The sequence below is a fragment of the Burkholderia vietnamiensis LMG 10929 genome, from assembly GCF_000959445.1.
Taxonomy (GTDB): Bacteria; Pseudomonadota; Gammaproteobacteria; order Burkholderiales; family Burkholderiaceae; genus Burkholderia; species Burkholderia vietnamiensis.
This window is the reverse complement of record NZ_CP009631.1, coordinates 2,298,090-2,315,561: the sequence shown is the minus strand read 5'-3', so window position 1 is coordinate 2,315,561 and position 17,472 is coordinate 2,298,090. Positions and strand designations below refer to the sequence as shown.

Below are 17,472 nucleotides of genomic sequence, written 5' to 3'. Positions count from 1 at the left end.
TTAACGCTTTTTTTCATTTTCGACATGACCGCCCCGACCGCTCTCATCGACGCGCAGCAGATCACGCGCCGCGACGCGACCAACGGCAAGACGCTGCTGGCGCCGACCGACCTCAGCGTCGCCGCAGGATCGCGAATTGCTATCACGGGGCCATCGGGCTCCGGCAAGAGCGTGCTGTTGCGCGCCCTCGCGCTGCTCGATCCGCTCGATGGCGGCCAGCTCCTCTGGCGCGGCGCGCGCATCAAGCGCGGCGCAATTCCGCGCTACCGGCGCAGCGTCGCTTATGTGCGTCAACGCGCGGCGCAGATGGACGGCACGGTCGATGCGCAGCTGCGCTATCCGTACGCGCTCGCGGTCTATCGCGACGCGGCGTACGACCGCGCGCGCGCCGAAGCGCTCGCCGCGCGCGCCGGCCGCGGCGCGGATTTTCTCGACAAGCGTGCGAGCGAGCTGTCGGGCGGCGAAGCGCAGATCGTCGCGCTGCTGCGCGTGCTGCAACTCGAGCCCGACGTGCTGCTGCTCGACGAGCCGACTTCGGCGCTCGACCCGGCGTCCGCGCGCGCGATCGAAGCGCTCGTCGCCGCGTGGTTCGATGCGGCGCCCGATGCGCGCGCATACCTGTGGATCTCGCACGATCCCGCGCAGGCCGCGCGCATTGGCACGATCCAGCTCGTGATGCAGGCCGGCGTGCTGCACGCGGCCAACCCGACGGAGTGTGCGCAATGAGCCCGACGCTGCAGGACCTGAGCCTCGTCGACGTCGGCATCGCGGCCGGGCTCGTCGCGATCAACGGCGCGATCTCGGCGGCGCTGTCGCTCGGCCTGGGCCGCCGGCTCGCGCTCGCGGCCGTGCGCACCGTCGTGCAGTTGCTCGCCATCGGCTACGTGCTGGGCTGGGTGTTCGGTCATCCGCACTGGAGCGTCGTGTTGCCGCTCACCGCGCTGATGACGCTGATCGCCGGCTTCGCGGGCGCCGGGCGCGGCAAGCACGCCTACCGCGGCCAGCGCGTCGACAGCATCGCGTCGATCTGGTTCAGCAGCTGGATCGTCGCGGCGATCGGGTTGTTCGTCGTGATCCGCATCCATCCGTGGTACACGCCGCAATATGCGATCCCGATCCTCGGGATGATTCTCGGCAATACGCTGACCGGCGTATCGCTCGGCGTCGAGCGGATGATGGAGGAGCTGACCGCCAGGCGCGATCGCGTCGAGACCGCGCTCGCGCTCGGCGCGACGCGCTGGGAAGCCGCGCAGGACGCCGCGCGCCAGGCCGTGCGCGCCGGCATGGTGCCGACGCTGAACCAGATGGCGGTGGTCGGCGTCGTGAGCCTGCCGGGGATGATGACCGGTCAGGTGCTCGCCGGGCAGTCGCCGCTGCAGGCCGTGCGCTACCAGATCGTCATCATGTTCCTGATCGCGGCCGCATCCGCGCTCGGCACCGTCGGCGCCGTGTTGCTGACGTATCGCCGGTTGTTCTCGCCCGACCATCGCTTCATTGCGTCGCGGCTGGAGGAACGCAAGTCGTGACGCGTGACGCGGCAAGGCCGCCGCGCGCGCATGCATGATCGGGTTGGAATGACGTCTGGGAAGAAGAACCGCCGCGCCGCAGCTGCGTGACGGCCATATGACGTCACGCAGTGCGGCGGGCGAGCGGCCAGCCGGCCGGCGCGCACCCGCGATGGTTGCGCACGCACCGGTCGGCGGCCGGCCTCAGTGCTTGATCGATACGGTGACCTTGGTACCGTCGCTCATCGTGACGGACTTCGAGCCGCCGTTGGTCGGAATCGACACCCACTTGACCTGGCTCACCGACACGACGTCCGGGCACTGCAGCGACTTGCCGCCCGCGCCGACGTTGCGCGTGCCCTTCGGCGCGGCCGCCTGGAAGCTCAGCTGAACGTTCGCGATGCCCTTCGCGTCGACCGACGGCGCGAGCCGCACCTGGGTCTGACGCACCATCGCGCCGTTGGCGTCGCGCGGCAGGTTGTCGGCGTTGGGGCAGCCGTTCGGCATCGCGATCGCGCCGCCCGGCGGCACCGACTTCCAGTTGAAGTCGTCGGTTTCGCCCGAACGGATCTTGCGGGTCTCCTGCGTGTTGCCGAAGGTCTTCGAGTCGACCTTGACCGTATATTCGAGCTGCCCCGTCCCGCCGCCCGTCAGGCTGCCCTTCACCGGCGGCGCCGCGAATACGCTCGCGCTGACGCACGCCACGGCGAACACGGCCGACCACGATGCGGCGGCCGACCAGCTGCGTTGGCTCATGCTGACCTCCTTGTCTTGCGGCGGCACGCATATGCCGCGCGGTTTTCGATGCATGATGCGCTGCCAGTCTACCGCCAAGCGGCACGCGATGCGGCGCGAACGCATCGGGTGTTACCCCGCTTGCGCTCGCGACGCCGCTTGCCTTACGCGCTTCGCGCGCGGATCGCTCAGAAGCCGCTGAGCACCAGCTTGCCGATCGCGCGGCCGCCCTCGAGCATCCGGTGCGCATGCCGCAGGTTCGCGGCGTTGATCGTGCCGAGCTGTTCGCCGAGCGTCGTGCGCAGCGTGCCGCCGTCGACGAGCCGCGCGACCTCGCTGAGGATCTTGTGCTGCTCGATCATGTCCGGCGTCTCGAACATCGCGCGTGTGAACATGAACTCCCAGTGAAACGCGGCGCTCTTCGCCTTCAGCAGCTCGACCGGAATGGGCTTCGCGTTTTCGACGATCGTGCAAATGCCGCCCTGCGGCCGGATGACTTCGGCCGCGGCCGGGAAATGACGGTCGGTGTCGTTGAAGATCAGCACGTAGTCGACGTTCGGACGGCCGATCTCGCGCAACTGTGCCGGCAGGTCGCCGAAATGGTCGACCACGTCGTCTGCGCCGAGCGAGCGGACCCATTCCGCCGACACCGGCCGCGACGCGGTCGCGATCACGTGCAGCCCGCCGAGCGTCTTCGCCAGCTGGATCGCGATCGAGCCGACCCCGCCCGCGCCGCCGATGATCAGCACCGACTTGCCGGTGTCTGCCCGCTGCGGCGACACGCGCAGCCGGTCGAACAGCGCCTCCCAGGCAGTCAGCGCGGTGAGCGGCAACGCGGCGGCCGCCGCGAAATCGAGCGACTCCGGCTTGCGCGCGGCGATCCGCTCGTCGACCGCATGGAATTCGCTGTTCGCGCCGGGGCGCGTGATGCTGCCCGCGTAGAACACGGCGTCGCCGGGCCGGAACAGCGTGACGTCGGCGCCCACCGCGACGACGGTGCCGGCCGCATCCCAGCCGAGCACGCGCGGTGCTTCCTCGACCTGCGGTTTCGGCGCGCGCACCTTGGTGTCGACCGGGTTCACCGAAATCGCCTCGACCTTCACGAGCAGGTCGCGCGGACCGGGCACCGGTTGCGGCAATTCGACGTCGACGAGGGCCTGCGGATCGTCGATCGGCAGGTAACGGGTCAGTCCAACGGCTTTCATCTCGAACATCCTCCACGGAAATCAGGCGGGCCACGGCGCAGCCCCATGACCACGATCGTAGACCCCGCTATCCTTCGAGAAAACCGCTATATTTCCTTAAACATTTTCAGGAATATCCGAACAATGTCATCCGATCCGGTCCCGGCGCCCGACAAGCCGCTCGATCTGCTCGACGTCGGCCTGTTCGTGCGTGCCGCGCTGCTCGCGAACGTGAGCGCCGCCGGGCGCGAATTCGGCGTGTCGGCGGCAGTGGCGAGCGCGCGCATCGCGCAGCTGGAGCGCCAGCTCGGCGCACGGCTGCTGCACCGCACGACCCGCCGCATCAGCCTCACGCAGGACGGCGAGGTGTTCATGGCCCGCGCCGACGCGCTGCTGTCGGCCGCCGACGCCGCGCGCGCCTGCGTCGGCCACGGGCGCAGCGAGCCGTATGGGCGGCTGAAGGTGTCGATGTCGTCGTCGTTCGGCCGTCAGCACGTGGCGCCGGTGATTCCGGCGTTCCTGCGCCGCTATCCATCCGTGTCGCTCGACCTGCGGCTGTCCGACGAGATCGTCGACCTCGTCGACGACGGCTACGACGTCGCCATCCGGCTCGGCGCGCTGAAGGATTCGACGCTGGTCGCGCGCCGGCTCGCAGCGAACCGGCGCGTGCTGTGCTGCTCGCCCGCGTATCTGGCCGAGCGCGGCACGCCGCGCCATCCGGCCGAGCTCGCGCAGCACGAATGCGTGATCCTCGGCGATCAGCGCGACTGGTCGTTCGTCACGCCGCAAGGGCCGCTGACCGTGCGCGTCGGCGGGCGGCTGGTCGCGAGCAACGGCGAGGCGATCCGCGAAGCGCTCGTCGACGGCTTCGGCATCGCGATCAAGTCGACCTGGGACGTCGGCCCGCTGCTCGCGAGCGGCGCGCTCGTCACCGTGCTGGACGACTACCCGTTCGCGGACGACGTCGCCGTCTGGGCCGTCTATCCGAGCCGCGCGCACGTGCCGCTGAAGACGCTCGCGTTCATCGGGTTCCTGGCCGAACACTTTGGCGACCCGCCGTACTGGGACCGCTCGGAACGGAGATAGTGGAATAGCGCCCCAAGCCGATCGCGGCCCGGCCGGATACCAACCGGATACAATGGCGCGTTCTCGACGCAGCAGCGCCGCACGCCGGCGGCGCCGCGGCCGCACACGCGTTTCATTCGCTTTCAATCATTCCGTCATGACCCACAACCTCGTCATCCAGAGTCTCGCGCCGCTGTCGGACGCCCATCACAAACCGCTGCTCGCGCTGTCGCGCGGCACCCGCATCGTGCAGACCGACGATCACGCGCTGCGCATCGAAAACGCGAATCCCGCGCAGCGGCTCGATATCGACGCGTACTGCGGCACGCACGCGCTCGACTTCGGCTTCGTCGATGCCGGGCGCACGCTCGGCGATTTCGGGCTCGTCGTGATGGACATGGATTCGACGCTGATCACGATCGAATGCATCGACGAGATCGCCGACTTCTGCGGGCTGAAAACGCAGGTCGCGGAGATCACCGAAGCGTCGATGCGCGGCGAGATCCGCGACTTCAACGAGAGCCTGACGCGCCGCGTCGCGCTGCTCGCCGGGCTCGACGCGCATGCGCTCGAGCGCGTGTACGAAGAACGGCTGCAACTGTCGCCGGGCGCCGAGACGATGCTCGCCGGCGTGAAGGCCGCGGGCCTGAAAACGTTGCTCGTGTCGGGCGGCTTCACGTTCTTCACCGAACGCCTGAAGGCGCGCCTCGGCCTCGACTACGCGCATGCGAACACGCTCGAGATCGTCGACGGCAAGCTGACCGGCAAGGTGCTCGGCGAGATCGTCAACGCCGACGTGAAGGCGCGCTTGCTGCGCGAGACCTGCGCGTCGCTCGGCCTCGAGCCCGGTCGCGCGATCGCGATGGGCGACGGGTCGAACGACCTCAAGATGATGTCCGAGGCCGGGCTGTCGGTTGCGTTCCATGCGAAGCCCGTGGTGCGCGAGGCGGCAACCGTCGCGTTCGATCACGTCGGGCTGGACGGGCTGCTGCGGCTGTTCTGAGCGGCACGCGGCAGAAACGAAAACGCCGGCGCGATACTCGATCGCGTCGGCGTTTCGTTTTCCGCGTCGGGTGCGTCGGGTGCGTCGGGTGCTGCGGCTGCGTCAGCTGCCGAGCGTTGTCTGCATCGCGCGCTCGATGTCCGCGCGCAGATCGCCTTCATCCTCCAGGCCGACGTAGAACCGCACGAGCGTGCCGCGATGCGGCCAGTTCGTGCGCATCGACGCGACGTCGTAAGGCATCGCAAGACTGCACGCGCCGCCCCAGCTCCAGCCGATCGCGAACAGCTCGAGCGCTTCGACGAAACGATCGATCTGCGCGCTGTCGTAGCGTTCGTCGAACACCACCGAGAACAACCCGCCGGCGCCGGTGAAGTCGCGCATGAACGACGCGTGCCCCGGGCAATCGGGCAATTGCGGATGCAGGACGGTCGCGATCTCCGGGCGCGTCTTCAGCCATTGCGCGAGCGCGAGCGCGCTCTTGCCGTGTGCGTCGAAGCGCACCTGCAGGCTCGGCAGGCTGCGCAGCACGAGCGAACAATCGTCGACCGACACGCCGATCCCGCAGCGCATCCGCGCGAGCTTCAGCTGCGCGTGCAGCTCGGCGTTCGCGGTGATCGTCGCGCCCATCAGCACGTCGCTGCCGCCCGATTGATACTTGGTCAGCGCCTGCACGGAAATGTCGACGCCATGCTCGAACGGCTTGAACGCGAGCCCGGCCGAATAGGTGTTGTCGATCGCGGTGACGATGCCGCGCGCGCGCGCCACCGACGTGATCGCGCTCACGTCGGGCACTTCCATCGTCACCGAGCCCGGCGCCTCGATCCAGATCAGCCGCGTGTTCGGCTGGATCAGATCGGCAATCCCCGCGCCGACGAGCGGATCGTAGAAGCGCACGCTGATGCCGAAGTCCTTCGCGAGCCAGTTGCCCAGATCGGCGTTCGGGCCGTAGACGTTGTGCGGGATCAGCACGTCGTCGCCCGCCTTGACGACGCCGAAATAGACGTTGGTGATCGACGCGAGGCCCGACGGCTGCAGCAACGCGTGCGTGCCGCCCTCGATCTCGGCGAGCCGCTGCGCGAGCGCGAGCGAGGTCGGCGTCGCGTGCAGCCCGTAGCGCCACTGGTTGTCGTTGTGCCAGACGAGCGCGCGCATCGTCGCGAGATCGGGGAACACGACCGTCGACGCGCGCGCGACCGGCGGCACGAACGAACGGAAGCCGTCCGGAATGACATCGTCGGGTTGAACGATACGGGTCTGGAGGGCGCGCTTCGGATTGGATGCAGTCATGTCGGCAGGCCGGTAAGAGGCTCGGTTGCGAAAGATGTCGCTAGGGTAGTCAAATTCGCCGCGCTTGGCCCGATACAATGCGCGCCGCGCGCGCCGAGCCAGCGGGTGCTCAGTCGTCGGTACGCAGGTTGACGACGCCGCCGACGGTCTCGATTTCCTGCACGCGGCCGTCGCGCACCTGCAGCGCCGCACGCGCGCCGGGCGCGGCGCGCAGCACGACCGGTTGCGGGTCCGATTCGTCGGCGTTCATCCGGTCGGCCTTCAGGTCGCCGGTCGCATCGAAGCGGCCGACCCATACTCCGGTGATGTTGGTGCCGTCGTTCGATTCCTCGACTTCGAGCGTGTCGCCGTCGCGATCGCCGGCGAGCAGGATCACCTCACCCGTATCGACGAACTGGTATTCGCCGTGCACGCCCTCCTCGTCCGTCTTCGGGCCGAGATGCGCGACGATCGGGCGGTCGCCGAGCATGCCTTCGTAGCGCGGCAGGCGCGCGAATTCGGGATTGGGCCGCAGCGGCCGGGCGGGCGCCGCTTCGTCCGTCTGCATGCCCGGCGCGACCGCCTGCGCGACGACCGCGCGCGGCAGCGCGAGGCTCGCCGCAAGCACGCCGGCCAGCGCCAGCGTCCGTTGCCATTGCTTGTATTGCCGCACGTTGTGTTGCTCCCTTCCTTCAGATTCGCTCGAAAATCGCGGCCGTATCCCGGCCATCGACGTCAGCCCCGCAGCAAGCGTTCGACCGCGTCGCGATGCGGAATCGGCGCGACCGCGCCGTAGCCGGTGGTCGACAGCGCCGCCGCTGCGTTCGCATAACGCGCGGCGGCGAACGGATCGTCGCCCGCGACGATCCGCGCGACGAACGCACCGCCGAAGCAATCGCCGGCGCCCGTCGCATCGACGGCCTCGACCGCGAAGCCCGGCACCACGCGCCGTTCGCCCGGCGTCGCCACATACGCGCCTTCGCGGCCGAGCTTCAGCGCGACGATCTGCGGCCCGAGTTCGAGCATCGCGTCGACGATCGCGTCGCGATCGTTCGCGCCGGTGAGCGCGGCGACGTCGTCCCAGCTCGGCAGGCAGATGTCGGTGTGGCACAGCGCTTCGCGGATCACCGCGCGGGCGCGCGCCAGCGGCCACAGCTTCAGGCGCAGGTTCGTGTCGAAGCTGACCAGCGCGCCGTTGCTGCGCGCGTGGACGATCGCCGCGAACGCCGCATCGCATGCGGCCGTGCTGATCGCCACGCTGATGCCCGACAGGTGCACGGCCTTCGCGGCGGCCAGCGCATCGAGCGGCAGGTCGGCCGCCGTATAGCGGCTCGCCGCGGAGCCCGCGCGCAGGTAATCGAACTGATGGCCGTCAGGCCCATGCGTGACGAAGTAGACGCCGGTGGGCGCGCTGCGGTCGACGCGCACGTAGCGCGTGTCGACGTGCTCGTCTGCCCACATCCCGGCCAGCAGGCGGCCGAACGGATCGTCGCCGATCGCCGACACGAAGCCGGTCGACGCGCCCTGGCGCGCCGCGGCGATGCAGAAGTTCGACGTGTCGCCGCCGAAACCCTGCAGGAATTCCGGACGGCCCGGCTGCGACTGATTGAATTCGATCATCGCTTCGCCGAACGCGAGTATCTCCGGAACCGCGGCGCTCATCGCCTAGACCTCGCCCCACAGGTCGTGGCCGTCCGCGCCGGTGATCTTCACCGACACGAAATCGCCGACCTTGTAGCGCTTCGATGCCTTCGCCGCCGGCTCGACGTAGACGACGCCGTCGATCTCCGGCGCATCCGCCGCCGTGCGGCCGATGCCGCCCTCGTTGCCGACTTCGTCGATCAGCACCTTCAGCGTCTTGCCGACCTTGCGCTGCATGCGCCGCGCCGACACTTCCTCGGCCACTTCCATGAAGCGCGCGCGGCGCTCCTCGCGCACGTCGTCCGGCAGCGCGCCGTCGAGTTCGTTGGCGGTCGCGCCTTCGACCGGCGAATACGCGAAGCAGCCGACGCGGTCAAGCTCCGCTTCACGGATGAAGTCGAGCAGCGTTTCGAACTGCGCTTCCGTCTCGCCGGGGAAGCCGGCGATGAACGTGCTGCGGATCGTCAGGTCCGGACAGATCTCGCGCCACTTCTGCACGCGCTCGAGCACCTTCTCGGCGTTGGCCGGGCGCTTCATGCGCTTGAGCACGTCCGGATGCGCATGCTGGAACGGCACGTCGAGATACGGCAGCACGTGGCCCTTGAACGGGCCTTCGGCCATCAGCGGAATCACTTCGTCGACGCTCGGATACGGATACACGTAGTGCAGGCGCACCCACGCGCCGTACTGGGCGGCGAGTTCGCCGAGCGCGGCGACGAGGTCGGTCATGCGGGTCTTGATCGGCTTGCCGTTCCAGAAGCCCGTGCGGTACTTCACGTCGACGCCGTATGCGCTCGTGTCCTGCGAGATCACGAGCAGCTCCTTCACGCCGGACTTGAACAGGTTCTCGGCTTCGAGCATCACTTCGGCGACCGGACGCGACACGAGATCGCCGCGCATCGACGGGATGATGCAGAACGTGCAGCGGTGGTTGCAGCCTTCCGAGATCTTCAGATACGCGTAGTGGCGCGGCGTGAGCTTGATGCCGGCGGCCGGCACGAGATCGACGAACGGGTCGTGCGGCTTCGGCAGATGCGAATGCACGGCCTGCATCACTTCGCCGACCGCGTGCGGGCCGGTGACGGCGAGCACCTTCGGATGGACTTCCTCGATCAGGTTGGAGCCGCTCGCGCTCGACTTCGCGCCGAGGCAGCCGGTGACGATCACCTTGCCGTTCTCGGTCAGCGCCTCGCCGATCGCGTCGAGGCTTTCCTGCACGGCTTCGTCGATGAAACCGCAGGTGTTGACGACGACGAGATCGGCGCCGTCGTAGGTGCCGGAGATTTCATAACCTTCGGCGCGCAGCTGCGTGATGATTTGCTCGGAGTCGACGAGGGCTTTCGGACAACCGAGCGACACGAAGCCTACTTTGGGGGACTGGGACATCTGGAATGTGGGGGCGTGGCGGCAAAAGCGAGAGTTTACAGCGATTTAGGGGTGAGCGAGACAAAACCGGCGGCAGCGCACCGCCCGCAGTGGCCCCAAAATGCGTGCCCCGCAAATGCGACACGCCGCCGAGGCTCGCGTTCCCGCCCACACCGAAGCGCTCCGCCGCCCCGCCCTCATGCGAAAATCGCAGCGTCCGCTTTTTTACTTTCCCAACGGAATCCGCATGACCACGCACATCACGATCGAATTCACCGAGCACGCCGCCGAAACCATCGGTGAACAGACCAGCACGAGCTTTTCGTACGATCAGGGCGCACAGGTGCCGCAACCCGGCGACTTCGTCGAGCTGGAGAATTCGCGGCAGACGTTTCTCGTGATCGGCCGCGTGTTTTCGCTGAAGGCGAACTACAGCGCGGTGAAACTCGTGCTCGATCTGCCGCCGTCGGACGACGATCAGGACCTCGATATCGCCCTGTGAGCAAAACCGGCACGGCGTGCCGGCCTTGCGCCGACCCGCCGCTGAACGTTGCACGCCGCCGCGCAGGCGACGGCCTTACTTCTTTTCCGGCTCCGGCGCGCCCGGCTGCTTGAACGGGAACGTGCTGAACATCGACTTTGCCTGGTTCTGCATCTGCTCCTGCATCTGCACGAACATGTTCTTCGACTGCTCGATGTAGCTCGTCATCATCCCCTGCATCATCGGCGCCTGCATGTTCATGAACTGCGACCAGACCTCCGGATTCATCGCGTTGCCTTCGTAGAGGTTCTTCGATTGATCCGCGAGCTTGTGCTGGATGTCGATGAAGGCCTGGATGTTCTTTTCCAGGTAGGTGCCCATCATCCCCTGCATCGCGTGACCGTAGAAACGGATGATCTGCGACAGCATCGACGACGAGAACATCGGCACGCCGCCGCTCTCCTCTTCGAGGATGATCTGCAGCAGGATGCTGCGCGTCAGGTCTTCGTTGGATTTCGCATCGACGACCTTGAAGTCCTCCTGTTCCAGCACGAGCTGCTTGACGTCGGTCAGCGTGATGTACGTGCTCGTCTCGGTATCGTAGAGCCGGCGGTTCGGGTACTTCTTGATGAGCCGCTCGGCCGTCTTCTTTGTAGTAGTCATGTAACGCCTTTGAGTCCAGCGTAGCGCAAGTGACGAATCCCCGCCGCCCGAAGCCGGGTGGCGGGGGCCTTCGGAAGGGCCCGGCTGCGCGGCCATCCGGCCCACGCAGCCGGCCCGTTCAGCCCATGTGCAGGCCGCCGTTCAGCGAGAAGTCGGCGCCGGTCGCGAAACCGGAGTCGTTCGACGCGAGCCACGCGACGATCGAGCCGATTTCCTCCGGCGCGCCGAGACGGCGCACCGGAATCGTCGCGACGATCTTCTCCAGTACGTCCGGACGGATCGCCTTGACCATGTCGGTGCCGATGTAGCCGGGCGACACGGTGTTGACCGTCACGCCCTTCGTTGCAACTTCCTGTGCGAGCGCCATCGTGAAGCCGTGAATGCCGGCCTTCGCGGTCGAATAGTTGGTCTGGCCGAATTGCCCCTTCTGGCCGTTCACCGACGAAATGTTGACGATGCGGCCCCAGCCGCGCTCGACCATCCCGTCGATCACCTGTTTCGTCACGTTGAACAGGCTCGTCAGATTGGTGTCGATCACGGCCGTCCAGTCTTCGTGCGTCATCTTGCGGAACACGACGTCGCGCGTGATGCCCGCGTTGTTGACCAGCACGTCGACCTCGCCGACTTCGGCCTTGACCTTGTCGAACGCTGCCTTGGTCGAGTCCCAGTCGCCGACGTTACCTTCAGACGCGATGAAATCGTAGCCGAGTGCCTTCTGTTCCTCGAGCCATTTCACCCGGCGCGGCGAGTTCGGGCCGCAACCCGCCACCACCTTGAAGCCGTCTTTCGACAGACGCTGGCAAATACTGGTGCCGATGCCGCCCATGCCGCCTGTTACGTACGCAATTCGCTGAGACATAAATCTCTCTCCATTTTTAGATTCGAGAGCTGCAGAAGGCCCCTCTGACTTTCACGTGACGCCGGCCGATTGCGGCTTCGGCCGGCGCCCGGATCGGTTCGGCCGATTACGGACGACCGCTTACGCGCGCTCCACCGCGAGCGCCACGCCCATCCCGCCGCCGATGCACAGCGACGCCAGCCCGCGCTTCGCATCGCGCTTGACCATCTCGTGCAGCAGCGTCACCAGAATCCGGCAGCCCGAGGCGCCGATCGGGTGACCGATCGCGATCGCGCCGCCGTTCACGTTCACCTTCGACGTGTCCCAGCCCATCTGCTTGTGCACCGCCAGCGCCTGCGCCGCGAACGCCTCGTTGATTTCCATCAGGTCCAGATCGCCCGGCGTCCAGCCCGCGCGCTCCAGGCAGCGCCGCGACGCCGGCACCGGCCCCATGCCCATCACGCTCGGATCCACGCCCGCGTTCGCGTACGCCTTGATGCGCGCCAGCGGCGTGAGGCCCAGCGACTGCGCCTTCCGCGCCGACATCACCAGCACCGCCGCCGCGCCGTCGTTCAGCCCCGACGCGTTCGCCGCCGTCACCGAGCCGTCCTTCGCGAACGCCGGCTTCAGCCCCGCCAACGATTCCGCCGTCACGCCGTGACGCACGAACTCGTCGGTCGCGAACTGCAGCGGCTCGCCCTTGCGCTGCGGAATCGACACCGGCACGATTTCGTCGGCGAAGCGGCCGGCCTTCTGCGCGGCTTCCGCCTTGTTCTGCGACAGCGCCGCGAACGCGTCCTGCTCTTCGCGCGTGATCCCGTATTCCTTCGCGACGTTCTCCGCCGTGATGCCCATGTGGTACTGGTTGTACACGTCCCACAGCCCGTCGACGATCATCGTGTCGACCAGCTTCGCATCGCCCATCCGGAACCCGTCGCGCGAGCCCGGCAGCACGTGCGGCGCCGCGCTCATGTTCTCCTGGCCGCCCGCGATCACGATCTCCGCGTCGCCCGCCGCGATCGCGTTCGCCGCCAGCATCACCGCCTTCAGGCCCGAGCCGCACACCTTGTTGATCGTCATGCCCGGCACCGCCGTCGGCAGCCCGGCCTTGATCAGCGACTGACGCGCCGGGTTCTGCCCCGAGCCCGCCGCCAGCACCTGGCCCATGATCACTTCGCTCACTTGATCGGGCTGCACGCCTGCGCGCTCCAGCACCGCGCGAATCACCGTCGCGCCCAACTCCGGTGCCGCAACCTTCGCGAGCGAACCACCGAATTTGCCGACCGCGGTCCGCGCGGCCGATACGATCACTACGTCCGTCATTTCCGTTTCCTCCGGGCCCGCACGACACGGCGCGTCGCCACCGACCCTGTTAAAAAAACTGTTATGCGCCGAACAGCGTGCGCCGCTGCCCGGCTTTCGTCAATCGCGCTGCAACACGTAGCGGCCCGGCGCCGGCTCGATCACCGGAAACTGCGCGGAGCCCGGCTGCGCCGGCGGCGCCACCTTGCGGCCGCCGTACTGGTCGAGCCATTCCACCCAGGTGGTCCACCAGCTGCCCGGCTGCTCGGTCGCGCCCGCGAACCAGTCGTCCGCGGCTTCGGGCAGATCGCCGTCGTTGACCCAGTAGCTGCGCTTCTTCTTCGCCGGCGGATTGATCACGCCGGCAATGTGGCCCGATGCGCCGAGCACGAACTTCAGCGGGCCCGTCAGGATCGACGTCGATGCGTAGGCCGTCTGCCACGGCACGATGTGGTCCTCGCGCGAGCCGTAGATGAAGGTCGGCACGTCGATGCGCGACAGGTCGACGGGCTCGCCGCAAACCGTCAGTGCGTTCGGCTCGCGGAGCTTGTTCTCGAGGTAGGTATTGCGCAGATACCACGCGTACATCGGCCCGGGCAGGCTCGTCGAGTCGCTGTTCCAGTACAGCAGGTCGAACGCGGCCGGCGTGCGGCCCTTCAGGTAGTTGTCGACGACGTAGTTCCACACCAGATCGTTCGGCCGCAGGAACGAGAACGTGTTGGCGAACTCGACGCCGCGCATCAGCCCCGGCGCCGTGCCGTTCTTGCCGCCGATGGTCTGCTCGCGCATCTGCACGTGCGCCTCGTCGACGAACACGTCGAGGATGCCGGTGTCGGTGAAGTCGAGCATCGCAGTCAGCAGCGTCATCGACGCGGCCGGATGTTCGCCGCGCGCCGCGAGCACCGCCAGCGCCGTCGCGAGCATCGTGCCGCCGACGCAGAAGCCGAGCGTGTTGATCTGCTCGCGGCCGCTCACCTGCTGCACGGCGTCGATCGCCGCGAGCAGCCCTTCGTTCATGTAGTCGTCCCAGGTCTTGTGCGCAACCGACGCATCGGCGTTGCGCCACGACACGAGGAACACCTGGTGGCCGCTCGACAGCGCATGCGCGACGAGCGAGTTCTCGGGCTGCAGGTCGAGGATGTAGAACTTGTTGATGCACGGCGGCACGATCAGCAACGGCCGCTCGAATACCTTGTCCGCCTTCGCGTTGTACTGGATCAGCTGGATCAGGTCGTTCTCGTAGACCACCGCGCCTTCGGTACAGCCGAGATTCTTGCCGACCACGAACTGCGATTCGTCGGTCTGGGAGATCTTGCCGCGCTGCATGTCGCCGAGCAGGTTCATCATCCCCTGACGCAGACTTTCGCCCTGCGTGTCGAGGATCGATTTCTGCGCATCGGGATTGAGCGCGAGGAAGTTGCTCGGCGCGGCGGCGGCCGTCCATTGCTGGACCGCGAAACGGATGCGCTCGCGCGTTTTCGGATCGGTCTCGAGCGCGTCGGCCAGCTCCTGCAGATAGCGCGCATTGAGCAGATACCACGCCGCCGCGAACGCGTGCGCGGGCGACGCCTTCCATGCGTCGCCGCTGAAGCGGCGGTCTTTCAACTCGGGAGATTCGAGCTTCGCGGCGCTCGCCTGCTGCATCAGCGTGATGCAGTCGCGCGCGTAGTCGGCCTGCAGTTTCTGGAGCCGCTCGGGAGGGATCGCGGCGACCGGCAGCTTCAGCCCCGCGAACGGCGAAGCGAAATTGCCGAGGCCCGCGAGGTCGGGCATCGCCGGCATCTGGAACGGAAGCGCTGCGGGGAACTGGAATGCGGCGAACGGATTCGCGGCGCTCGCCGCGGTGGCCACGCGCGCCGGATCGGCAAAACCGCGCCATGCGTTCAACCACGACTCGAACATCTGCTGCATCGGCTGGGCAGCCTGATCGAAGCCCGTACTGCCCGCGGAAGTGCCCGCCTGAGCGGACGTCGACGAATTTTTCGATGCTGTCATTACCTGCCTTACCGGTGATTCGTGAGCGTCAACCGTGAAATCCTGCTCGCGCGCGGCATGCCGGCTGCGAGCCGGGCCGTCATGCTCTGGAGAGGCATCTCCAGATTCTGCCGCAGTGCGGTATTTTTATCATTATCGTTTTCCCCATGTGAAGCGCCACATCAAAGGACCGAACATTTCTGCCCGGAGATAATCGTCGCGCGACAGGCGGGACAAGGCTCGCGCGGAAACATAAAACATTTTCGGTGACGGGCGTTTGCGATTATTCATTCCGGTGTACATGCCGCGCCGCATTGCGTCGGTAATATCGAGACAAACCGATTTTGCGGCGCAACACGCGGCACGCGCAAGTGCGCGACCCGGTGTCAATCGGACAGCCAGATCGCCGCGGCCATCCGCCCGGTCACACGATCGCGCCGGTAGGAATAGAAGCGCGTGCGTTCGGCGACCGTGCAGGCGGTCCCGCCGCTGACGCGCACGACGCCTGCGCGCGCGAGCCGCACGCGCGCCAGCGCCGGCAGATCGGCGAGGTACTTGCCGGGCGCGCCGTCGATCGCGACGAACGCTTGCCGCGTGTCATCATGCTCCGACTGCGCAGCCGTGTCGAGAAACGCGTCGCGCACCTCGGCGCCCACTTCGAACGCATGCGGACCGATCGACGGGCCGAGGTAGGCGTGGAGTTCACCGGCCGCGCCGCCCGCGAGCGCCGCGACGCGGGCCGCCGTCTGCTCGACGATGCCCGCGGCCAGCCCGCGCCAGCCGGCATGGGCCACGCCCACCGCGCGGCCCCGCGCGTCGCACAGCAGCACCGGCATGCAGTCGGCGACCATCACGACACACATCACGCCCGCGCGATCCGTCACGCTCGCGTCGGCCTGCACGGGCGCGCTCGCATGCGGCGCGGCGTCGATCACCTCGTCCGCGCGCACGATCCGCGCGCCGTGGACCTGCTCGAGCCACGCCGCCTGCGACTGCCCCGCGAGCGCGAGCAGACGCGCGCGGTTCTCGGCGACGTGCGCCGGCTCGTCACCCGTGTGCAGGCCGAGATTCATCCCGCCCGGCAACGCGGCGCCGGCCTGCCAGCGCCCGTACGGACCTTCGCTCACGCCGCCGTCGCGCGTGGTGATCAGCGCGCGCACGCGCGGCGCTACCTGCCAGTCGGGCCGCACGCAGTCGTGCCATGTCAACGGCGCCAGATTCGTCATCGGCACTCACTCCTCCTCGTCGTCCTGATACGGCTCATCGTCGTGATATTCGCCGGCGAAGTCGTCATCGTCGTAGATGCCGTCGTCGTCGAACTCGTCGTCGCCCTGCCCGAAGCCGAGTGCGGCGACCAGCTCGTTCATGTCGTCCGGCAACGGGCAGCGCCACTGCATCGTCTTGCCCGTGACCGGATGCACGAGACCGAGTCGCCATGCGTGCAGCGCCTGACGGGCGAAGCCGTTCGGCAGCGGCGTGACCGAGCGCTTGCCGCGTGCGCGCCCGTAGACCGGATCGCCGAGCAACGGATGGCCCGCATGCGAGCAGTGCACGCGGATCTGGTGCGTGCGGCCAGTTTCGAGATCGCACTGGATCGCCGACACCGGCTGACGTTGCCACACGCATGTGTCAACCGTGCGGAAATGGGTGCGTGCGGGCTTGCCCGATGCGCCGGTGACCACCGCCATGCGCGTGCGCTCGCGCGGATCGCGCCCGATCGGCGCGTCGATCGTGCCCTCCTCGGGCATGGTGCCCCACACGAGCGCGAAGTAGCGGCGCTTCACGGTGCGCGCCTGCAGCTGGCGCACGAGGTCCGTCTGCGCGGCGAGCGTGCGGGCGACCACCATCAGCCCCGACGTTTCCTTGTCGAGCCGGTGGACGATGCCCGCCCGCGGCAGGCCGGCGGCCGCGTCGCCGTAGCGGTGCAGCAAGCCGTTCAGCAGCGTGCCGCTCCAGTTGCCGGCGGCCGGATGGACGACGAGGCCGGCCGGCTTGTTGATGACGACGAGCGCGTCGTCCTCGTAGATCACGTCGAGCGGCACCGGCTCAGCGGCGAACGCGAGCTGTTCCGGAAGCAGATCGGGCACGAGCTCGATCTTCGCGCCGAGCGGCACGGGCTGGCGGATCTTCGCCGGCGCGCCGTCGATCAGCACGCGCTGAGCCTCGATCCAGCTCTGCAGACGGCTGCGCGAGAATTCGGGAAACAACTGGGCGAGCGCCTTGTCGAGGCGCTCGCCGGCGAGCGACAGCGGCACTTCGACGACGCGCGGCGCAGCGTCGGCCGCCGCCGACGGGCCGGCAGCCGGCTGCAACGCAGCGGCGGGCAGATCGTCATCGACGGAATCCCCCGATGCAGCGTCGGCGGGCCGGGCGCTTGGGCTATAATCTTCGCGATCTGACTTGCCCCGCGGGGCATTCTGCGAACTTGAACGGGTCATTTAGACTGGGTC

General features: G+C 67.8%; 17 protein-coding genes. 5 read left to right on the top strand and 12 right to left on the bottom strand.

The genetic code is table 11. The features are described 5' to 3' along the window. Positions 1–24 precede the first annotated feature (24 nt). Both AK36_RS20535 and AK36_RS20530 read left to right on the top strand, forming a co-directional pair. Positions 25–726, top strand: a complete 702-nt coding sequence (locus AK36_RS20535; RefSeq protein WP_045579066.1) for an ABC transporter ATP-binding protein — start codon at positions 25–27, stop codon at positions 724–726. After that, positions 723–1,526 carry an ABC transporter permease gene (locus AK36_RS20530; RefSeq protein ID WP_011884935.1) on the top strand — a complete coding sequence of 268 codons (804 nt, stop codon included), beginning with the start codon at positions 723–725 and terminating at the stop codon, positions 1,524–1,526. Before AK36_RS20535 ends, AK36_RS20530 begins: the two co-directional genes overlap by 4 nt. Before the next feature lie 183 nt (positions 1,527–1,709). Here AK36_RS20530 and AK36_RS20525 read toward each other — a convergent pair whose 3' ends face one another. Beyond that, positions 1,710–2,261, bottom strand: a complete 552-nt coding sequence (locus AK36_RS20525; RefSeq protein ID WP_045579461.1) for a DUF6013 family protein — start codon at positions 2,259–2,261, stop codon at positions 1,710–1,712. 167 nt (positions 2,262–2,428) lie between these two features. Then, positions 2,429–3,445, bottom strand: a complete 1,017-nt coding sequence (locus AK36_RS20520; protein WP_045579460.1) for a zinc-binding alcohol dehydrogenase family protein — start codon at positions 3,443–3,445, stop codon at positions 2,429–2,431. A gap of 123 nt (positions 3,446–3,568) precedes the next feature. On the opposite strand from AK36_RS20520, the gene AK36_RS20515 reads away from it, so the two are divergent. After that, on the top strand, positions 3,569–4,510 hold the full coding sequence (locus AK36_RS20515) for a LysR family transcriptional regulator (RefSeq protein ID WP_014723084.1): 942 nt from the start codon (positions 3,569–3,571) through the stop codon (positions 4,508–4,510). 136 nt (positions 4,511–4,646) lie between these two features. Continuing rightward, a complete protein-coding gene (gene serB, locus AK36_RS20510; protein ID WP_014723085.1) occupies positions 4,647–5,492 on the top strand; it encodes a phosphoserine phosphatase SerB in 846 nt (281 codons plus the stop codon). 102 nt (positions 5,493–5,594) lie between these two features. On the opposite strand, the gene AK36_RS20505 is transcribed toward serB, so the two are convergent. From AK36_RS20505 to rimO, 4 genes are all read right to left on the bottom strand, one after another. Beyond that, positions 5,595–6,779: a cystathionine beta-lyase gene (locus AK36_RS20505; RefSeq protein WP_045579065.1), complete on the bottom strand. Its 1,185-nt coding sequence runs from the start codon at positions 6,777–6,779 to the stop codon at positions 5,595–5,597. A 109-nt stretch (positions 6,780–6,888) separates the two neighbouring features. Beyond that, the gene (locus AK36_RS20500; protein ID WP_410719674.1) at positions 6,889–7,488 is read right to left on the bottom strand and encodes a hypothetical protein; all 600 of its coding nucleotides are present in this window, start codon (positions 7,486–7,488) and stop codon (positions 6,889–6,891) included. Between the two features lie 5 nt (positions 7,489–7,493). Next, positions 7,494–8,420 (bottom strand): sugar kinase, encoded by a 927-nt coding sequence (locus AK36_RS20495; RefSeq protein WP_045579063.1) that lies wholly within the window; start codon positions 8,418–8,420, stop codon positions 7,494–7,496. A 3-nt stretch (positions 8,421–8,423) separates the two neighbouring features. Further along, entirely contained in the window at positions 8,424–9,785 is a 1,362-nt protein-coding gene (gene rimO, locus AK36_RS20490; protein WP_011884943.1) for a 30S ribosomal protein S12 methylthiotransferase RimO, read from the bottom strand. 226 nt (positions 9,786–10,011) lie between these two features. Between rimO and AK36_RS20485 the strand changes: the two genes are divergently transcribed. Next, positions 10,012–10,266: a hypothetical protein gene (locus tag AK36_RS20485; RefSeq protein WP_034193171.1), complete on the top strand. Its 255-nt coding sequence runs from the start codon at positions 10,012–10,014 to the stop codon at positions 10,264–10,266. Between the two features lie 75 nt (positions 10,267–10,341). Here the strand turns inward: AK36_RS20485 and phaR are convergent, their stop codons facing one another. The 6 genes from phaR to AK36_RS20455 all read right to left on the bottom strand — a co-directional run bounded on the left by phaR (position 10,342) and on the right by AK36_RS20455 (position 17,460). Beyond that, the gene (gene phaR / locus AK36_RS20480) at positions 10,342–10,908 is read right to left on the bottom strand and encodes a polyhydroxyalkanoate synthesis repressor PhaR (protein ID WP_011884945.1); all 567 of its coding nucleotides are present in this window, start codon (positions 10,906–10,908) and stop codon (positions 10,342–10,344) included. Positions 10,909–11,026: 118 nt separating this feature from the next. Further along, on the bottom strand, positions 11,027–11,767 hold the full coding sequence (locus AK36_RS20475; RefSeq protein ID WP_011884946.1) for a 3-ketoacyl-ACP reductase: 741 nt from the start codon (positions 11,765–11,767) through the stop codon (positions 11,027–11,029). A gap of 120 nt (positions 11,768–11,887) precedes the next feature. Further along, positions 11,888–13,069, bottom strand: coding sequence for an acetyl-CoA C-acetyltransferase (locus AK36_RS20470; protein WP_011884947.1), 1,182 nt, complete (start codon positions 13,067–13,069; stop codon positions 11,888–11,890). Between the two features lie 99 nt (positions 13,070–13,168). After that, on the bottom strand, positions 13,169–15,043 hold the full coding sequence (gene phaC / locus AK36_RS20465) for a class I poly(R)-hydroxyalkanoic acid synthase (protein WP_045579062.1): 1,875 nt from the start codon (positions 15,041–15,043) through the stop codon (positions 13,169–13,171). A gap of 365 nt (positions 15,044–15,408) precedes the next feature. After that, positions 15,409–16,248, bottom strand: coding sequence for a peptidoglycan editing factor PgeF (pgeF, locus tag AK36_RS20460; protein WP_045579061.1), 840 nt, complete (start codon positions 16,246–16,248; stop codon positions 15,409–15,411). 6 nt (positions 16,249–16,254) lie between these two features. Beyond that, complete coding sequence (locus tag AK36_RS20455; protein WP_045579060.1) at positions 16,255–17,460, bottom strand: RluA family pseudouridine synthase; 1,206 nt, start codon at positions 17,458–17,460, stop codon at positions 16,255–16,257. Between the last annotated feature and the right edge of the window lie 12 nt (positions 17,461–17,472).